Origin of the sequence: Nonomuraea sp. NPDC005983 (assembly GCF_040614375.1) — a bacterium.
In the GTDB taxonomy this organism is placed as follows: domain Bacteria; phylum Actinomycetota; class Actinomycetes; order Streptosporangiales; family Streptosporangiaceae; genus Nonomuraea.
Genome location: NZ_JBEXUP010000072.1, coordinates 1 through 17,302, shown reverse-complemented (window position 1 = coordinate 17,302; position 17,302 = coordinate 1). Strand labels below are relative to the sequence as shown.

17 protein-coding genes are annotated in these 17,302 nt (G+C 70.8%); 8 read left to right on the top strand and 9 right to left on the bottom strand.

The annotated features are described in order from the left end of the window. The first annotated feature begins 87 nt into the window (after nucleotides 1-87). Nucleotides 88-717 (top strand): YigZ family protein, encoded by a 630-nt coding sequence (locus tag ABZ297_RS27870; RefSeq protein ID WP_355351639.1) that lies wholly within the window; start codon nucleotides 88-90, stop codon nucleotides 715-717. On the opposite strand, the gene ABZ297_RS27865 is transcribed toward ABZ297_RS27870, so the two are convergent. Continuing rightward, nucleotides 718-1,947 carry an isochorismate synthase gene (locus tag ABZ297_RS27865; RefSeq protein WP_355351637.1) on the bottom strand — a complete coding sequence of 410 codons (1,230 nt, stop codon included), beginning with the start codon at nucleotides 1,945-1,947 and terminating at the stop codon, nucleotides 718-720. A 214-nt stretch (nucleotides 1,948-2,161) separates the two neighbouring features. On the opposite strand from ABZ297_RS27865, the gene ABZ297_RS27860 reads away from it, so the two are divergent. Further along, on the top strand, nucleotides 2,162-2,995 hold the full coding sequence (locus ABZ297_RS27860; protein ID WP_355351635.1) for an SGNH/GDSL hydrolase family protein: 834 nt from the start codon (nucleotides 2,162-2,164) through the stop codon (nucleotides 2,993-2,995). On the opposite strand, the gene ABZ297_RS27855 is transcribed toward ABZ297_RS27860, so the two are convergent. Continuing rightward, nucleotides 2,992-3,705 (bottom strand): HNH endonuclease family protein, encoded by a 714-nt coding sequence (locus ABZ297_RS27855; protein WP_355351633.1) that lies wholly within the window; start codon nucleotides 3,703-3,705, stop codon nucleotides 2,992-2,994. The genes ABZ297_RS27860 and ABZ297_RS27855 overlap by 4 nt on opposite strands. A 208-nt stretch (nucleotides 3,706-3,913) precedes the next feature. On the opposite strand from ABZ297_RS27855, the gene ABZ297_RS27850 reads away from it, so the two are divergent. The 3 genes from ABZ297_RS27850 to ABZ297_RS27840 are packed head-to-tail and all read left to right on the top strand — an operon-like array spanning nucleotide 3,914 to nucleotide 5,725. Then, complete coding sequence (locus ABZ297_RS27850; protein ID WP_355351631.1) at nucleotides 3,914-4,378, top strand: CrcB family protein; 465 nt, start codon at nucleotides 3,914-3,916, stop codon at nucleotides 4,376-4,378. After that, entirely contained in the window at nucleotides 4,375-4,746 is a 372-nt protein-coding gene (crcB, locus tag ABZ297_RS27845) for a fluoride efflux transporter CrcB (RefSeq protein ID WP_355351629.1), read from the top strand. The genes ABZ297_RS27850 and crcB overlap by 4 nt, the downstream gene beginning before the upstream one ends. A 58-nt stretch (nucleotides 4,747-4,804) precedes the next feature. Next, the gene (locus tag ABZ297_RS27840; RefSeq protein WP_355351700.1) at nucleotides 4,805-5,725 is read left to right on the top strand and encodes a trypsin-like peptidase domain-containing protein; all 921 of its coding nucleotides are present in this window, start codon (nucleotides 4,805-4,807) and stop codon (nucleotides 5,723-5,725) included. Here ABZ297_RS27840 and ABZ297_RS27835 read toward each other — a convergent pair. From ABZ297_RS27835 to ABZ297_RS27825, 3 genes are all read right to left on the bottom strand, one after another. Then, on the bottom strand, nucleotides 5,685-6,977 hold the full coding sequence (locus ABZ297_RS27835; protein ID WP_355351627.1) for a glycosyltransferase family 4 protein: 1,293 nt from the start codon (nucleotides 6,975-6,977) through the stop codon (nucleotides 5,685-5,687). The genes ABZ297_RS27840 and ABZ297_RS27835 overlap by 41 nt on opposite strands. 481 nt (nucleotides 6,978-7,458) lie before the next feature. Beyond that, nucleotides 7,459-9,609: a translation factor GTPase family protein gene (locus tag ABZ297_RS27830; protein ID WP_355351625.1), complete on the bottom strand. Its 2,151-nt coding sequence runs from the start codon at nucleotides 9,607-9,609 to the stop codon at nucleotides 7,459-7,461. 171 nt (nucleotides 9,610-9,780) lie between these two features. Beyond that, nucleotides 9,781-10,815 carry an Rv2578c family radical SAM protein gene (locus ABZ297_RS27825; RefSeq protein WP_355351623.1) on the bottom strand — a complete coding sequence of 345 codons (1,035 nt, stop codon included), beginning with the start codon at nucleotides 10,813-10,815 and terminating at the stop codon, nucleotides 9,781-9,783. Between the two features lie 133 nt (nucleotides 10,816-10,948). On the opposite strand from ABZ297_RS27825, the gene ABZ297_RS27820 reads away from it, so the two are divergent. Beyond that, complete coding sequence (locus ABZ297_RS27820; RefSeq protein ID WP_350805990.1) at nucleotides 10,949-11,224, top strand: DUF3040 domain-containing protein; 276 nt, start codon at nucleotides 10,949-10,951, stop codon at nucleotides 11,222-11,224. A gap of 175 nt (nucleotides 11,225-11,399) precedes the next feature. Here the strand turns inward: ABZ297_RS27820 and ABZ297_RS27815 are convergent, their stop codons facing one another. Then, nucleotides 11,400-11,717, bottom strand: coding sequence for a hypothetical protein (locus ABZ297_RS27815; protein ID WP_355351620.1), 318 nt, complete (start codon nucleotides 11,715-11,717; stop codon nucleotides 11,400-11,402). 559 nt (nucleotides 11,718-12,276) lie between these two features. Here ABZ297_RS27815 and ABZ297_RS27810 point away from each other — a divergent pair. Further along, nucleotides 12,277-12,918 (top strand): PadR family transcriptional regulator, encoded by a 642-nt coding sequence (locus ABZ297_RS27810; RefSeq protein ID WP_355351618.1) that lies wholly within the window; start codon nucleotides 12,277-12,279, stop codon nucleotides 12,916-12,918. 149 nt (nucleotides 12,919-13,067) lie between these two features. Next, on the top strand, nucleotides 13,068-13,991 hold the full coding sequence (locus ABZ297_RS27805; RefSeq protein ID WP_355351617.1) for an alpha/beta hydrolase: 924 nt from the start codon (nucleotides 13,068-13,070) through the stop codon (nucleotides 13,989-13,991). A 114-nt stretch (nucleotides 13,992-14,105) separates the two neighbouring features. Here ABZ297_RS27805 and ABZ297_RS27800 read toward each other — a convergent pair whose 3' ends face one another. From ABZ297_RS27800 to ABZ297_RS27790, 3 genes are all read right to left on the bottom strand, one after another. Further along, nucleotides 14,106-15,707, bottom strand: a complete 1,602-nt coding sequence (locus tag ABZ297_RS27800) for a penicillin-binding transpeptidase domain-containing protein (protein WP_355351615.1) — start codon at nucleotides 15,705-15,707, stop codon at nucleotides 14,106-14,108. A gap of 47 nt (nucleotides 15,708-15,754) precedes the next feature. After that, the gene (locus tag ABZ297_RS27795) at nucleotides 15,755-16,414 is read right to left on the bottom strand and encodes a lysophospholipid acyltransferase family protein (RefSeq protein WP_355351613.1); all 660 of its coding nucleotides are present in this window, start codon (nucleotides 16,412-16,414) and stop codon (nucleotides 15,755-15,757) included. Between the two features lie 250 nt (nucleotides 16,415-16,664). Beyond that, complete coding sequence (locus tag ABZ297_RS27790; protein ID WP_355351698.1) at nucleotides 16,665-17,216, bottom strand: CoA pyrophosphatase; 552 nt, start codon at nucleotides 17,214-17,216, stop codon at nucleotides 16,665-16,667. Nucleotides 17,217-17,302 lie beyond the last annotated feature (86 nt).

Here is a 17,302-nt window from a genome sequence, read left to right as displayed (position 1 = left end):
CCGCGACAGTGCGTCGTGCTCTCTCCGGACGGGACGGCGCCCGATCCCGCTGTTTGATCTACATTGTAAAGGCGCTAGCCTGGAGCCGTGCCCGCGTCCTACCTGACCCTCGACACCGTCACCGAACACGAGACCGAGGCCCGCCGCTCCCGCTTCCTCTGCGCCGTCGCCCCGGCGGCCACGGTGCAGGAGGCGGCGACGTTCATCGCCGAGCGCCGCCGCCTGCACGCGGGCGCCACCCACAACTGCACCGCGTACGTCATCGGCACCGATGCTGAGCAGGCGCAGAAGGGCGACGACGACGGCGAGCCCGGCGGCACGGCGGGCACGCCGATGGTCCAGGCGCTGGTGGGGCGGGGCTTCAGCGACGTCGTGGCCGTGGTGACCCGGTACTTCGGTGGCATCCTGCTGGGCGCGGGCGGCCTGGTGCGCGCCTACGGCTCCGCGGTGACGGAGACGCTCGACCGGGCCCGGCCCGTCCGCATGGTGCCGGCGCGGCTCATGCGGGTCGCGGTGGCCCACGACCAGGCCGGGCGCGTGGAGAACGACCTCAGGGCGTCGCGCTACCCGGTCCAGGACGTGACCTACGGCTCTGACGTGGTGTTCGCCATGGCCGTGGGCGACGACGAGGTGGCCGGCTTCACCGACTGGGTGGCGACGCTGACCGCCGGCCGGGCCCGCGTCGAGGCCGGCAGGCAGATCCACGTCGTCGGCTGATCACCCTTCGAGCGCGTACTGCATGACACGGAACTTGGCCTGCGCCTCGGCGAGCTCGGAGGCCGGGTCGGAGTCGCCCATGATGCCGCCGCCCGCGAACAGCCGCGCCCGGCGCCCCTGGATGATCCCGGACCGCAGCGCGATGCCCCACTCGCCGTCGCCGTGCGCGTCGATCCAGCCGACCGGCCCGGCGTAACCTGCCCGGTCCATCCCCTCCAGCTCGCGGATGACGTTGATGGCGGTGCGGGTCGGGGTGCCGCCGACGGCGGCGGTCGGGTGCATCGCGGCGACCACGTCCAGGACGGACGCGCCGTCGGCCAGCCGGCCGTGGACGTGGCTGGCCAGGTGCTGGACGTTGGGCAGGACGAGCAGCTCCGGCTCGTCGGGCGTGGTGAGGGAGGAGCACAGCGGCGCGAGCGCCTGCCTGACGGAGGCGATGGCGCACTCGTGCTCGTGGCGGTCCTTGGTGGAGGCGAACAGCGCGGCGCCGCGGGAGAAGTCGTCGGCGGGGCCGGTGCCGCGCGGCGTGGTGCCTGCCAGCACGAGAGACTCGATCTCCTGGCCGGTGCGGCGGATGAGCAGCTCGGGCGTGGCCCCGACGAGCCCCGCGACGGAGAAGGTGTAGCAGTCCGGGTAGCGGTGCGCCAGGCGGGTGAGCAGGAGCCGCACGTCGATGGGGCGCTCGGCGACGGCGAGCAGGTCGCGGGCCAGGACGACCTTCTCCAGCTCGCCGTCGCGGATGCGCCGGGCGGCCTGCGCGACGACTCGCTCCCAGGCGGGCGCGCTGAGACTGCCGTCGCCGTAGCGGATGCGCCCGGGATCGGTGACGGGGGTGATGCTCTCCAGGTGGGTGTCGCCGATGGTGGTCAGCCACGCCTGCCCGCCGCGCCGGGCGAGCACGGCCTGGGGGACGACGAGGACGGAGCCGGGGGCGTCCTCGTCGAAGGTGAAGCTGCCGAAGGCGACGGGGCCCGAGCCGGGGGTGCGGACGGTATCGGTGATGTGGGCGTCGCCGAAGACGGAGCCGAGCCACTCGCGGGCCCACGCGAACCTGCCGGGCCCGGGCGGGACGGCCACCCGGGCGGCCTCACCCCAGCCGACCAGCCCCTCGCCGTGCCGGGTCCAGGCGTAGGGGGCGGTTCGTGGCAGGGATGCCAGCAGGTCACCGGGGTCGCCGATGGGGGTGGTACGAACCGGTAGCGGGCGGGTTGTTCCGAGCGCGACACTCACCCGAGACACTCTATGCCGGAACTGAACACGTTCGACTGGGGCCCCCGTGAATGGCGGGTAACCGCCATGGGGCGGCAATGGGCGGAGCTTTTGCTGAAATGGGTGGACGCTGCCCGGGAGGGCCTGTCAAGCGGTGATATGAAGTCGGTTCTGAGATGGCAGGGGTGGCCTGAAGGTCATGGTGGGCGGATGATCCACTCCCTACCTTGGCCCCATGATCCCTCGCCTGGCGCCCCTGTTCGCCGCTGCCGTCATCCTATCCGCCTCCGGTACGGCGGATGCCGTCACCGCCCAGCCAGTGCCCCAGGTGATGGCGGCGCTGGGCGACTCGGTGTCCGCCGGGTTCAACGCGTGCGGCTTCTACGTGTCGTGCACCTCCCGGTCCTGGGCGGCCGGTGACAACCAGCGGGTCAACAGCCACTACCTGCGGCTGCTGTCGCACGACACGTCGGTCAAGGGGCACAACCTCAACTTCGCGGTGCCGGGTTCGACCAGCGCGGACCTGCTGGGCCAGGTGAAGCGGGCGGTCGCGGCGAAGGCCGGCTACGTGACGATTCTCCTCGGGGCGCAGGACGCGTGCGTGCGCGCCGAGAAGGACATGACGCCGGTGGACGTGTACCGGCGGCGGTTCGACCAGGCGCTGGGCACGCTGCGCGCGGAGCTGCCGGACGTGCGGGTGTTCGTGGCCAGCATCCCGGACCTGCGGCGGCTCTGGCAGGTGGGCAAGGGCAACCCGCTGGCGCGGACGTTCTGGACGGCGGGCAGGATCTGCCAGACCATGCTGGCCAACCCGGCCTCGACGAAGCGGGCCGACGTGCAGCGGCGGGCCAGGGTGCGGCAGCGGGTGATGGACTACAACGAGGAGGCGGCGGCGTCGTGCGCGGCGCTGGGGGAGATGTGCCGCAGTGACGGGGGCGCGGTGTTCTCCTTCCCGTTCACCATGGACCACCTCAGCAAGTGGGACTACTTCCACCCGAACGCGCTCGGCCAGCAGATGCTGGCCGAGCAGACGTTCGCGCACGGCTTCGAGTGGCTCGACATGCGTTAGCGGCACTGGGCGAGCATGGTGGCCTTGTCGGCCCTGGTGACGGGGACGCCGTACTTGAGGGCGACCTGGGCGAAGCGGGTGACGTAGGCGCAGCGGACGGAGCGCTGGGGCGGCAGCCATCCGGCGGGGCCCGAGCCGTCCTTCGCCTCGTTGGCGTCGCCGTCCACGGGCAGCAGGTTGAGCGGGTCGTTGGCGAAGTCGAGGCGCTTGGACATCGGCCAGTGCCTGGCGCCCATCCGCCAGCCATAGGAGAGCGGGATGACGTGGTCGACCTGGACGGCGTCCGCGCGCGTCTTGCGCCAGTCGATCGTCCTGCCGGTGTAGGGGTCGGCCAGGCGCATGGAGACGACCTCGCAGCGCGACCCCGAGCGGTACCGGACGTCCTGGCCGTCGCGGGCGAGCAGGTCGTCTCGGGTGCGGCAGCCGTTGCGCGCGTAGGGGACCCCGGTGGCGGTGTCGGCCCAGTTGTCGCCGTACCGGGTGCGCTGGTAGCCGGTCTTGGGGCCCTGGCCCTTGACGGTGAGGCGGTTGACGAGGGCGCGCGCGGCGGCCCTGTCCTGGTCGGTGGTGATGGGGGCGAGCCCCGGGCGGGTGCCGGTGGCGTTGCCGAGGGGGCTGGCCGCGGTGGCGGGTGTGGACTTGCCGCTGCTGAAGAGGGATACGACGAGTACGGCTCCGGCCAGGATGGCGACGGCGTCCTTTGTGCTCAAGCATGCCTCCGCCGTGTTTCATGGGCACTTGGTGGGACAGTTCCCGCTCTGGTGTGGTTCGACACTGTGGTTGACACGACGGCTTGGGCAAGGTGGCGGGTTCGGTAGGGTGGCGTTCTGCGGCGGTGGGGCCCGCCGTCCTCCACGGTGAGGGAACCGCGCAGGTCGCCAACGGTCCCTGGTCCTTTCGGTTGTGGGGAGTCGTCACGTGCCGGAACGTCCTGTCGACCCTGATGTCGATCTCCATTTCGCCGATCAGCGTGCGGAGCTGCACTGGCCGGTCCTCGCGGTGATCTCCGCCGGCGGCGTGCTGGGAGCGCTGGCGCGCTTCACGGTGCAGGCGCTGCTGCCGGTGGCGCCCGCCGGGTTTCCGTGGCCGACGTTCCTGGTGAACGTGTCCGGATGCCTGCTGATCGGGGTGCTCATGGTGGTGATCACCGAGGTGCGCCGGGCGCACCGGCTGGTGCGCCCGTTCCTGGGAGTGGGCGTGCTGGGCGGGTTCACCACGTTCTCCACCTACGTGGTGGACATCCAGCGGGTCATCGGCCTGGGGGCGCCGGTCATCGGGCTGGTGTACCTGGTGGCGACCATGGCGGCGGCGCTCGTGGCGGTGGTCGCGGGGATGCGGCTGGCCCGTCTGGCGGCGGGCCGTCCGGTGCGGGCGGCCCGATGACCGCGCCGACGACCGTGCTGCTGGTGGCGCTGGGCGCGGCGCTGGGCGCGCCGCTGCGGTATCTGGCCGATCGGCTGGTGCAGGCCCGCCACGACACGGTGTTCCCGTGGGGGACTCTCACGGTGAACGTGTGGGGTTCGGCTCTGCTGGGCTTCCTGGCGGCGCTGCCCGCGGCCGATGGCTGGACGGCGCTGGCCGGCACGGGCTTCTGCGGGGCGCTGACCACGTACTCGACCTTGGGGTACGAGACGGTGCGGCTGGTGGAGGAGCGGGCGCGCTTCCACGCGGTGGCCAACGCGGCGGCCAGCGTCGTGGCGGGCCTGGGCGCCGCGTACGTCGGCGCCGCGCTGGCGCAGGCGCTGGTGTGAGTGCGTTCGGGGCGCTACGGAGTTACCGTGTAATCCTGTAAGCAAAGGAGTGCGCGTGATGGCGGATCCCCTCGACGCCTACTCGAGCGTCGTCTCGTCCGTGGCTGCCGAGCTGCTGCCGAAGGTGGCCAGCGTGCGGACGGATCGTGGCAGCGGTTCCGCGGTGGTGTTCACGGCCGACGGGTTCCTCCTGACGAACGCCCACGTGGTGGGGTCGGCGCGGTCGGGGACCGTCGCGTTCGCCGACGGGACGTCGGGCGAGTTCCTGGTAGTGGGCCGCGACCCGCTGTCGGACCTGGCGGTGATCCGATCGCTCGGGCCCGCGCCGCTGCCCGCCGAGCTGGGCGACAGCGACGAGCTGGTGGTCGGCCAGCTCGTGATCGCGGTGGGCAACCCTCTCGGGCTGGCCGGGTCGGTGACCGCCGGGGTCGTCTCCGGGCTCGGCAGGTCGCTGCCCGCGCGCAGCGGCTCCGCCGTCCGCCTGATCGAGGACGTCATCCAGACCGACGCCGCCCTCAGTCCCGGCAACTCGGGCGGCGCGCTGGCCGACGCGCACGCCCACGTGGTCGGGATCAACACCGCCGTGGCCGGCGTCGGGGTGGGGCTGGCCGTGCCGATCAACACCACGACCCGCTCCATCATCGGCGCGCTGATCAAGGACGGCCGGGTGCGGCGGGCGTTCCTGGGGCTGGTGACCTCGCCCGCGCCGCTGGCCGAGGCGCTGCGCCTGCGCACCGGGCAGGACAACGCGCTGCGGGTGGTGGAGGTGGTGCCCGCCTCGCCCGCCGACCGGGCGGGCCTGCGGGCGGGCGACCTGGTGCTGAGCGCGGGACGCACCCCTGTGGGCGACGCGCAGAGCCTGCAGCGGCTGATGTTCGCCGACGCGATCGGCCAGCCGCTGCCGATCACGGTCTACCGCAACGGCGCCCTGGTGGACGTCATTGCTGAGCCGGTGGAGCTGACGGGGTCGGAGGTTTGACGTAGGTGCCGTTGCGGCGGGCGAGCAGCTCGTCGAGCAGCGCGTCCCACTGGGCGCCGACGGCGTCCACGTCGTAGGTGCGGGCGGTCTCCAGGGCTCCGGCGGCCAGCTTGCGGCGCAGCTCCTCGTCCTCGATGACCCGCATGATGGACGCGGCGAGGTTGGCGTTGGTGCGCGGCTTGACCAGGATCCCGTCGACCTCGTCCGTGATCATTTCCTTGGGGCCGTGCGGGCTGTTGAAGCTGACGATGCACAGCCCCTTGGCCATGGCCTCCAGGATCGTCATCGGGAAGCCCTCGTGCCGGGAGCTGAGCACGAACACGGACGCCTTCTCCAGCTCGGCGCCGACGTCGGAGGTGGGGCCGGGCAGCTCGACCTTGCCCTCGAGCCCGGCCTCGGCGATCTGGGCGCGCAGGTTGTCCTCCTGCGGCCCGGCGCCGAAGATGCGCAGCGTCCAGTCGGGGTGGGCGGCGGCGACGGTCTCCCAGGCGGTGATGAGGCGGTGGAAACCCTTGAGCCGGGTGATACGGCCCACGGCGATGACGATCTTCGAGTCGAGCTTGGCCAGGTCACCGGTCATGGGCGGCACCGCGTTGGGGATGCGGGCCAGCTTCTTGGGCTTCTTCGGCAGGGTGTTGCGGTAGTCGCGCAGGTCCGCCTTGGTGAGCGTGACCAGGGCGTCGAAGCGGCGGTAGCGCCACTTGATGAGCTCCTGCATCGACTCGGCCTGGGTGCGCAGGGCCACGTGCTCCTGGCCGACGGTGATCACGCTCGGTAGCGCTAACTGGGCCGTGGCCAGGTTGAGTCCGGGCCGGGTGGCCATGAGCACACCGGTGTCGAGGGAGCGGATGTAGCGGGCCAGCTTGAGGTCGGTCCACAGGTTGAAGCGGTGGTAGGCGCTCTCGTCCGGGGGGATGAGGCGGCTGGGCATCTTCGACAGCATCGCGCGCAGCGGGTCGGGGCTGGGGTGGAGCCGGTCGTCCAGGAAGCGGAACTTGACCCGCGGGTCGATCGGGAAGAACGGCTCCTCGGCCTCCTTCAGGATGCTGACGATCTCGACGTCGTGCTCCCTGGCCAGGTAGCTGGCGAGGTTGAACACCGTCCTGATCGTGCCGCCCATGCCGTAGGCGTGCAGCAGCAGGATCCTGATCTGATGGGTGGAGGGCGGCGGCGCCTTGCGCACCCGGCGCCGGTTGTATCCCCTGTACAGCCGGCCGACGGCCGCCTTGCCCTTCCGTGCCAGTGCGCGCACTGAGAGGTCCCCTTTGTTGAGTGAGTCACCATACGCATGGCCGGTGGTGAGACCTCCTCACCACCGGCAATTGTCTCGCTTCGGCGGAGTGCCCCGTACATCCCCGTGACGCTATCCCCGCCTTTGATCCTTAGACGCCATAAAACCCCTCAAGGTTGCATGGGGCGTCCGAGTGCGGGGGAGACGCGTGGTGACCAGCGGCTGGACCTGCCGGACAGCCGGGACCGACGGCCCCGGCTGTCCGGCCGGGTCACCGGATCAGGTCTCGTCTGGCTTCCTGGTTTCCTTCTTGGTCTCCTTGACCTGCCGGCTGGTCTTGATCGACTGCTTCTTCGCCTTGCCGGTCTTGGCGGACGGTTTCTTCTTCATCTCTGCCATGGTCTTTCCCCCTGTCAGATGCGGTGCCCCCCTTGAGTACACCAGTGCCGTTAATACCCATTCGACACAGAAACCCGACATATCACTTATGGCGCGCAGCGGTTCACCTGTGACGCGCAGGACGGACGGGACGGTCGCCCGACGGCTGCGACCACCACACGCCCTCGCCGTGCGACAGCCCCGGCAACTCCCGTTCGAACGCGTGCACCGTCCTCGCCGGGATGTCGCCGTTCACCGACCACCCCTCGTCCCGCTGCACGCACCCCGCGACGTCGGCGCCCAGCACCGCCAGCCTCGCCGTGACCGCGCTCAGCGCAGGCGGCGGGATCTCCACCTCGAACCGGTGACACGGCTCATAGACCCGGGTCCCGGCCAGACGCAGCGCCCGCGCCAGCACGACCGGCGCGCGGGCCCGGAAGTCGCCCGCCGTGCTCACCGGGCTGGCATACCCGGTACGGACGAGCGTGACCAGGCAGTCGGTGACCGGCCAGCCGTGCGGCCCCCGGCGCAGCGCGTCGCGGACGCTGTCCTCGATCGCCCGGTGGAAGGCCAGAGGCAGCGACCCCAGATCCACCCCCAGCCGGTATCCGACGCCCGACCCGACCGGCCCGGGCTCCACCCGCAGCCCGACCGTCGCCCACAGCTCGTTGCGGCCATGGCGCTGGATCTCCTCCACCGCCTCCGCCGTGCCCACCGGACGCTCCAGGTAGACGGGCCTGCTCGGCTCGAACACCGCGTCCACGCCGAGCCCTGCGAGGGTTTCGGCGATGACCTCCTTCTGCACCTCCCCGTACAGCAGCACGGACGTCTCGCCGCCGTCCAGCGTGCGGGTCGCGATCAGCGGGTCCTGCTCGGCCAGCCCGGCCAGCGTCGCGTGCAGCCGCGCCTGCTGCTCCGGGACGCGCGCCCTGACGACCGTCTCCAGACTCGGGGGCGCGAAGTACGGCTGCCGGCCGGGCTCGGGCGGACGTCCCAGGCAGTCGCCCACGCGCACCTCGGGCACGCCCCACACCAGCGCGATGTCCCCGGGGCCCGCCACGGGCCCCTCCGTCCCGTGCGCACACAGCCCGCTCACCCGCAGCCCGCTCACCCGCCCGCCGTACTCCTCCACGCCCCCGCCGGGCAACCGCCGGTAGAGCGTGACGCGCTGGCGGGCCCGCAACGTCCCCGACCGCATCCGGACGTAGGCCAGCTTCTCCCCGGCACCCCCACGCTCGATCGCGAACACCACCCCCTCAATTTGCCCACCGACCCCGCCAAGCCCCGCCACCCCGGCCGGTTCGGCTCGTTCCGCCGCTCCGGTACGCCCGGGACTCTCGGCACGCCCGCCGGCCTCTGCGCGCACAGTCGGCTCTTTGCGGACGGCGTGCTCGGCGTGCTCGGCGGGCTCAGCGGGCTCAGCGGGCTCAGTGTGGACGGCGGGCTCGGTGCGCTCCGCGGGTTCAGTGTGGACGGCGGGTAGCAAGGCGAAGGCGTCGACCAGATCGCCGACCCCCTCACCGGTCATCGCCGAGCCGAACAGCACCGGATGCAGCACGCCATCAGCACACTGCCGCTCCAGCGCCGCTCGTACCCGCGCCCTCCCGGGCTCCCGCCCCTCGACGAGCACCTCCAACAGCCCGTCGTCGTGCTCCGCCAGCACCTCTGCCAGCCCACCAGCCCCTTCGATCAGCGGCTCCAGCAGCACATCCAGCGGGCGCCGGGAGTGTCCGCCAACGGACGGCCAGTTCGTACCACCTGGCAGGGGCGTCGTGCGGGCGTCGCGCGTGCCGATCCGCTGGACGGTGTTCAGCGCCGGGCTGTACGGGGAGAGCCACCGCCGGATCGCGGCCAGTACCTCCCGCTCCCGAGCCCCCGCCCGGTCGATCTTGTTGACGAAGATCAGCGTAGGCAGCCGCAGCCGCCGCAGCGTCTTCATCAGGACCCGGGTGTGCGGCTGAACCCCCTCGACCGCCGACAGCACCAGCACGGCGCCGTCGAGGACGCCGAGCGCCCGCTCGACCTCGGCGACGAAGTCCGCGTGCCCCGGCGTGTCGATGAGGTTGATCCGAAGGTTTTCCACGGTGAAGGAGGCGACGGCGGTACGGATGGTGATGCCACGGCGGCGCTCGATGTCGCCGCTGTCGGTCTGGGTGCTGCCCTCGTCGACGCTGCCGAGCCGGTCGATGGCGCCGGCCTGGAACAGCAGCCGCTCAGTGAGGCTGGTCTTGCCCGCGTCTACGTGCGCGAGGATGCCGATGTTCAGGATGTGCATGCGTGCGTGAGCCTTCGAGAACTCTCGTGCGAATGGGGCGCTGGGAGATGTCGTGGCCCCGCCGCATCACAAGCTCCTGAAGGTCGACTGCACGTGCCCGCCCATCGTGCCACCGCCCCGGAGACGACGGCCAGCGATTTTCGCGGCACTCACCCGTCGGGAAGTGTCGCGCTAGAGGAGTCTGAGCTGTTGCGGCGCGGCCTCGGACTCGGGCTCCGGGCGTGGCGGGACACGGCGCGCCATGGCGGGGGTGGCCCGGCCGACGCCGTGTCGTGCCGCCAGCTCTCTGACCTGGCCGGCGACGCGCTGCTGATACGCCTTGGGCGCGTACGAGCCCCTGCCGTACAGCTCCAGGTAGCGCGGCACCAGCCGCGGATGCTCACGAGACAGCCACGCCATCCACCACTCGCGTGCTCCGGGACGCAGGTGCAGCATGATGGGGACGACGTGGGTCGCGCCCGCCTGGGCGATCTCCCTGACCGTCTGCTCCAGCTGGGCGGGGGAGTCGGTGAGATAGGGGAGGATGGGCGCCATCAGCACGCCGCAGGCGACGCCGTTGTCGTTGAGCGTCGCGCACGCCTCCAGGCGGCGGCGCGGGTCGGGGGCGCCCGGCTCGACGGAGCGCCAGACACCGGAGTCGACGAACCCGACCGACATGTTGGCGCTGACGTCGGTCACGTCCGCGGCCTCGGTCAGCAGATCGAGGTCGCGCAGGATGAGTGTGCCCTTCGTCAGCACCGAGAACGGATTGGCCGCATCGCGCAGCGCGGCCAGGATGCCGCGCATGAGCCGGTAGCGGCCCTCGGCCCGCTGGTAGGGGTCGACGTTGGTGCCCATGGCCACGTGGTCGCCCCGCCAGCGCGGCGCGGCCAGTTCCTTCCTGGCCAGTTCGGCGGCGTTGACCTTCACCACCACCTTCGAGTCGAAGTCGGCCCCCGAGTCGAGGTCGAGGTACTCGTGTGTCTTCCTGGCGAAGCAGTAGACGCAGCGATGACCGCAGCCCCGGTAGGGATTGATCGTGTATTCGAACGGGACCCGGCTGGCGCCCGGAACCCGGTTGATGATCGAGCGGGCCTGGATCTCGTAGAAGGTCATCCCCCGGAACTCGGGGGTGTCGAAGGTGCGGGTGACCGCGCCGCAGGCGAACAGCGGCACGGCCGGATCGCCTGGGCCGGGATCGGCCAGACGGAGGTTGTCCCAGCGCATGCCATGATTAGAACAAGCATTCGAGGTTGATCGCAAATGGAAAGAGGTTGCAATTACCTGGCCAGGCGGGGGCTAATGATCTTCAGGGTTGGGCAGAAACCTCGAACAGAGCTTGCGTTCCGGAGGTGCACCTATGGCCTGGTCGCAGGACGAGGAGCGAATGCTGGCTCAGATTGAGCAGCACCTCGTCGATGACGATCCGCGACTGGTCGCGCGTCTTGAGTCGTTCAACGAGCGGGTGCGCCGCAGTGAGGCGAGAGCCCACCGGGAGCGTCCCGTCCGGCGTCGCCCGCGTCGTTCGACTGTGATCATCGCGATCAGTTGGCTGCTCATCGCGACGTTGATCGCCTCTCTCCTGATTTTGGTACTCCGCCACGAGGCGGCCGCCCTCGCCCTCGCCGCCTTCTGACATCCCCGCCTGGCCGCTCACTCGTCACGCCCCGGCGGCCCTTCCCTCCTTCCCTCGGGCCTTCCGTCTTCTGGCCGATGATCCCGGGCCCGGCAAACTGTCTCGGCGTGTCGAATACGCGGGCAACCCCGCGAGGCGGTGGCCTCGCGGAGTTGCGGTGCACACGCGTTTTCGCTCAGTGGCCGCCGCGCTCACCGGTACGGTGGTGGTCGTTCTCGTGGTGTTCGCCGTAGCGGTATTCGCCGTACCGGTGGTCGCCATAGCGGCCTCCGCCGCCCCGGCAGTACTCGCGGTTCCAGTGTCCGCTCCGGTAGCAGTAGTAGCAGCCCCGCCTCCACTCGCACCTTCTGGCCGTCCTGGCGGGCGTGAGCGTGATCTGCTTGGCGGACGCACATCGGCTCGCGTCGGCGGCCTGTGCGGGCGTGCTGATGGATCCGGTGACGAGGAGCGTGGACGCCGCCAGCGCGGCGGTGAGCAGCAGACGCTTGAGCATCAGAGATCACTCCCTGAGATCATGCCCCGGGCGGGCCGGGGGTGGATGGCGAGCGTCGGATTTCGAAATCCCGGGATACGCCGATTTTCGGCGCTGAACATCACTCAGACTAATCGCGCCCCCTGACGGAATCTCCCGGCGAGAAGCAAAGCCTCATTTCCGGCACATCACTACATATCGGTAATTATCCGGACGTGCGGGGGAATCGCGGCATTCCGTGCTGACGGCTCGCCGTGCGCGTTCGACCTGCGTCTCAACACCGTTTCGAGAGGTTCGGGCTGTGCTTCCCCCGGCCTCTCAATGACGGGCCAGAAGTACGGCAAATGGCGGAAAAGTGGGTCGATGCCATTGTTTTCCGATGTTGGGAGTGCGGCGAGATGAATATCGGCGCAACGTGTCGGATCAGTGACGTTGGGCGTCGTCCCGAAACCGGCGAGCGCTCAGCGCGGGGTTGCGTGATCACGTGGTGGCTGGAGCTGTGCCGCGATTCCAGCCGTCTTGACGCCTATTACTCGCAGACGTATGCTCGCGTACGAGTAATCGTAGGCGAGGTGGTCTGATGATGAAACGGCGCAAGGTCGGCAACCTGCTGGCGCTCGCGATCCTGTCGGCGCTGGTGCAGCGCCCGATGCACCCCTACGAGATGGCCTCGGTCCTGCGCGCACGCGACAAGGACCAGGACATGAAGATCAAATGGGGTTCCCTCTACACCGTCGTGCGGAACATGGACAAGCACGGCCTGATCGAGGCCGTCGAGAGCGCCCGGCAGGGCGGCCGTCCCGAGCGGACCGTCTACCGCGTCACCGACGCGGGCCGCGAAGAGCTCGCCGACTGGACGAGGGACCTGCTGTCGACCCCGGAGCGGGAGCCGTCATCGTTCGAGGCGGGCCTGTCGGTGATGGCCGGCCTCGGCCCTGATGAGGTGGTGCGGCTGCTCCGGCGGCGGGTCGACCGGCTGCGTGAGCGGCTCGCGGCCGACCGCGAGAGGCTGGCGCGCGAACGCGCGCAACTTCCGCGGCTGTTCGTCATCGAGTCGGAGTACGCCCTGGCCGTCGGCGAGGCGGAGGCCGCCTGGACTCAGGAACTGGTCGACGAGCTGACCAGCGGGCGCTTCCCCGACCTCGAACAGTGGCGCGCCTACCACCGCACCGGCGACATGTCGCCCGAGCTGGCGGACCTGGCGGAAAGGGGCGGCGACTGACGAAACCAGGGCCCCGGCGATGGTGCTGGAACACCGCCGCCGGAGCCCTCGACCTCGAACCGATCACCCGGTGAGGGGGCCCGGCCACGAGTTGGCAACCGTAAGGATAGCCGGGCTCCCCGACCAAGACCCACAAGGGGAGTACGTCCATGCGCACCAAGACCAGCGCCAAGACCAGCACTGTGACCAGCACCAAGGCCAGCACCAAGATCAGCACCAAGATCAGCACTGTGACCAGCGCTGTCACCTCCCGCGACGGCACCGTCATCAGCTACCGCACGCTCGGGCGCGGCCCCGGCGTCGTCGTGCTGCACGGCATGATGCAGGCCGGCCACAGCCAGCTCGAACTGGCCCAGGCTCTGTCCGGAAGCTTCACCTGCCACCTGCCCGACCGGCGCGGGCGCGGCCGTAGCGGCCCTTACGGCGACTACAGCGTCGAGCGGGAGGTCGAGGACCTCGACGCGCTGCTCACCGCCACCGGCGCGGAGCGCGTCATCGGTGTCAGCGCCGGCGCGATCATCACTCTGCGCACCGCGCTCGTCCAGCCGGCCCTGCGCAAGGCGGTCATCTTCGACCCGCCGTTGGACCTCGACGGCTCCCTCTCCAGCGGCTGGCTGCCGCGCTTCGACCGCGAGATCGCCGAGGGCAGGACCGCCGCCGCGCTGGTGACCGCCATGCTGGCGATCAAAATGGGGCCGCCCGTCTTCAACATCATGCCCCGAGGGCTACTGGAGTTCGTCACCGGACGGATGCTGGCCGCCCAGGACCGCGGCGGCGCCGGTGACGAGCCGACGTTCCGCGCGCTGGCCCCCACGGTGCACTACGACGCCCAGGTGGTCGCCGAGACGGCCCGATCCCTCGACGACTACCGCGACGTCCGTGCCGAGGTGCTGCTGCTCGGCGGCGCCAAGAGCCCCGCCTACATGAAAGCGGCGCTGGACGCCCTGGAACGGGTTCTGCCGCACGCGACCCGCACGCGTCTGCCCGGCCTCGGCCACAACGCCACCAGCAACGCCGACTTCCGCGGCGCCCCGGCCAAGGTGGCGGAGGCGGTGCGCTCGTTCCTGGCCTGAGGAGCCCGGGGCGACGGTGGCGCCGGCCCCTACGGGGAGGCGGCGGCCAGTCCGCTTGAGGTTGTCCAGGAGGGCGGCGGCCATGGCAGGCCCTCCTGGAAGGCGGCCGCCCTGCTAGAGACGCTTCAGGAAGGTGGCGGCGACGGGGGCGGCCACCTTGCCGCCGGTGCCGCCGCCCTCCACCACCACGGCGAAGGCCACATCCCCCTTGAACCCCATGAACCAGGCGTGCGTGTCGAGTTTGTCGCCGGTGCCGAACTCGGCCGTGCCCGTCTTGCCCATCGTGCCGGACGGCAGCCCGGCCCCCCGGGCGGTCCCCTTGGTCACCACCGCCGCCATCATGGAGTGCAGCTTGGACGTGACCCCGCTGGGCAGCGCCTGCTCGGTGGCCTTCTGCTTCAGCTCGGGCACCAGCGTGGGCGGACGCCAGGTGCCGTCGGCGATCGCGGCGGCGACCGAGGCGATCGACAGCGGGCTGGCGGTGATCCGGGCCTGCCCGAACGCCTCGGCGGCCAGCTCGGCGTCGGACTGGGCCCTGGGGAAGCTGGCCTTGGTGGCGGGCAGGCCGATGTTGAGCGGCTGGTTGAAGCCGACCTCCTCGGCCGTCTTCAGCAGCTTGTCGGCGCCCAGCCGCTGTTCGGCCAGCGGCGCGAAGGTGGTGTTGCACGAGTGGGCGAAGGAGTCCAGGAACGACAGCGAGCCGAACTCCTCCTCCTCGGAGTTACGGATCTTCAGCCCGCCCACGTTGGCGTACTTGGGGCAGTTCACCTTGTCCTGCGGTGACAGCCCGGCCTCCAGCAGCCCGATCGCGGTCACGGCCTTGAAGGTCGAGCCGGGCGGGTAGCGACCGTCCAGTGCCCGGTTGAAGCCGCCCTGGTTGTTGACCACGGCGAGGATCTCGCCGGTGCTCGGCTTGATCGCCACCATCGAGGTGGGCTTCTTCATGTCCTTGACGGCGGCGACCGCGGCGGCCTGGGCGCGCGGGTCGAGCGTGGTCTTGACGCCCTCGCCGTCGGCGCCGTCGATCTTCTCCAGCGTCTTGCCGCCGAGCTGGATCTCGGTCGTGGGAGTGCCCGCCAGCTGCTTCTGGAAGGTCTCCTGCAGCCCGCCCCTGCCGATGGCCTGCCCGACCTTGTAGGAGGCGCCGAGCTTGGCGACGTCCTTCTTGGTGGCCTTGTCGAGGTAGCCGACGAGCTGCTGCACCGACCCGCCGACGGTGCCGTCGTCGATGCGCCCTCCGTGGGCGTCGGTGATCGAGGCGCGCTGCGGCCAGCTCGTCTTGAGCGCGAAGGTGGCGCCCGAGGTCATGGACGGGTGCAGCGCCGCGGGAGTCCAGTCGACCTTCCAGGTGCGGTCGGTCACCTTGAGGTCGAGTTTGCCCTGGTAGCTCCACTCGCCGACGTTCTTCAGCTTCAGCGTCGCCGTGTAGGGGACGCTGGCCCGGTCGTCGCGCTCGGCGACCTGGCCGAGCTTGACCGCCATGGACTCGACCGCGAGCCCGGCTCTCATCTGGTCATAGGCGGCCAGCGACTGCGGCGCGGCCAGCTCCGCGGTCATGCCCGCCTTGTTGCCCGACTGCCAGGCGGCGGCGAAGCGCTGGGCGCTCTCGCCCGGCGTGCCGCGCGTGCGCAGCAGGTAGTACGCGCCGCCGCCGGCGGCACCCACCGCCAGCACGGTGACGGTGGATACGATCGCGATGGTCCGGCCACGTGCCACTGCTCAGCCCCCTGGTCGTCGGCAGGTACCGCAGCATAGTCGGCAAATTAGGACATACCGCTAGAGGTTTTGAAACTCGCGGCATAGGCGGGGACGTACTCCTGCCCCGACAGCTTCTGGATACCGGCCATGATCTCGTCCGTCACCCTGCGGCGGTCGCGCGCGTTGCGGTGGTCGCCCTCGAACCGCAGCGGCGCGCCGATCGCGATGCCGATCCGCGCCGGACGGGGCACCTTGGCCCCGACGGGAAGCACCTTCTCGGTGCCGCTGAGCGCCACCGGCAGCACCGGAGCGCCGGTCTTCAAGGCCAGCCAGGCAACGCCGATCTTGCCCCGGTAGAGGCGGCCGTCGGGGGAGCGGGTGCCCTCGGGGTGGATGCCGAACAGCTCGCCCTGCTCCAGCAGGTCGGCCGCCGAGTCGAGCATCGTCTGCGCGGCGTGCGCGCTGTCACGGTCGATGGGCAGGCTGCCACCGAGGCGCATGAACCAGCCGGAGACCGGGTTGCCGGAGAAGTACTCGTTCTTGGCGACGAAGGTGACGTGCCGCGGCAGCAGCGCGGGCAGCAGGAACGAGTCGAGCACCGACAGATGGTTCGCCGCCAGGATCGCGGGCCCCTTCCTCGGCACGTTCACCGCCCCGGTGATGTGCGGGCGGCACATCACCTGCGCGAGCGGCGACGCGGCGAACTTGACCACTTCGTACAGCAACGGCTCTCCTGGACTGATCGTCGATCGGCCACCCCACCATAAAGCAGGCGCCCCGCCGGGTGGACGGGGCGCCTGAAAAGCATTAAGGCCGATGTGGCGGTCGCCTCCTCGGCGAGGTGCACAACACGGCTCCAGCCGAACGGTATTCCGTGAAGGCGGTAATTTGCGGCCCGGGGGACACAGACCACATCGGCCTTTCGACTCTAACGGACATCGGGCCGGTCGTATTCCATCAGCCCCCAAGATTCGGTCACGTTCTGGTCCAGCCGGGCTGGGCCACGTCGAGGACCCGCAGCTCACGCCCCCGGAGGGCCACTTCGGCGAACTGCCACAAAATCGCCCCCGTGGGCGCGTGGACCACGATCGACGGGCCCAGCGGCATCTGCAGCAGCCCGTTGCGCCAGCGCGGCACCCCGGGCGCCAGGAAGCGCTCCAGCGGCACCGCGTGCACCGAGGCCACCTCGCGCGGGTCGCCCACCGGCTGCTGCCGGCCGCCGAAGGCCACCACAGGCGTGATGACGAAGCCGGAGTCGGTCACGAAGTCGTCCAGGAGGCCCACCACGTCCACCCCTGTGACCGCGACCTCCTCGGCCAGCTCCCGCAGCGCCGCTTCCAGCGGCCGCTCCCCGTCGTCGAGCCGCCCGCCGGGCAGCGCCCACTGCCCCGCGTTCCGCCCGCGCGGCGCCCGCTGGATCAGGACGGTGTACGGGCGGCGCTCGGAGTCCTCAAGGACGCACACCGTGACCGCCGCCCGGCGGATCCCCTCGGCCGCGGCCGCCGCACGGCGGTCGAAGGCGGCCAGGTTCGCGCTGATCAGCTCGCGCAGCTCGTTGATCGGGGAGTCGGAGCACGCGGTCCACCATTTCCACGGCCGCGTCCTGGACGCGT

Bases quoted from the DNA above. Each gene is read 5' to 3' on its own strand.
- ABZ297_RS27860 (WP_355351635.1), top strand. From the start codon at position 2,162: ATGATCCCTCGCCTGGCGCCCCTGTTCGCCGCTGCCGTCATCCTATCC.
- crcB (WP_355351629.1), top strand. From the start codon at position 4,375: ATGACCGCGCCGACGACCGTGCTGCTGGTGGCGCTGGGCGCGGCGCTG.
- ABZ297_RS27840 (WP_355351700.1), top strand. From the start codon at position 4,805: ATGGCGGATCCCCTCGACGCCTACTCGAGCGTCGTCTCGTCCGTGGCT.
- ABZ297_RS27830 (WP_355351625.1), bottom strand. From the start codon at position 9,609: ATGCACATCCTGAACATCGGCATCCTCGCGCACGTAGACGCGGGCAAG.
- ABZ297_RS27825 (WP_355351623.1), bottom strand. From the start codon at position 10,815: ATGCGCTGGGACAACCTCCGTCTGGCCGATCCCGGCCCAGGCGATCCG.
- ABZ297_RS27820 (WP_350805990.1), top strand. From the start codon at position 10,949: ATGGCCTGGTCGCAGGACGAGGAGCGAATGCTGGCTCAGATTGAGCAG.
- ABZ297_RS27815 (WP_355351620.1), bottom strand. From the start codon at position 11,717: ATGCTCAAGCGTCTGCTGCTCACCGCCGCGCTGGCGGCGTCCACGCTC.
- ABZ297_RS27810 (WP_355351618.1), top strand. From the start codon at position 12,277: ATGATGAAACGGCGCAAGGTCGGCAACCTGCTGGCGCTCGCGATCCTG.
- ABZ297_RS27805 (WP_355351617.1), top strand. From the start codon at position 13,068: ATGCGCACCAAGACCAGCGCCAAGACCAGCACTGTGACCAGCACCAAG.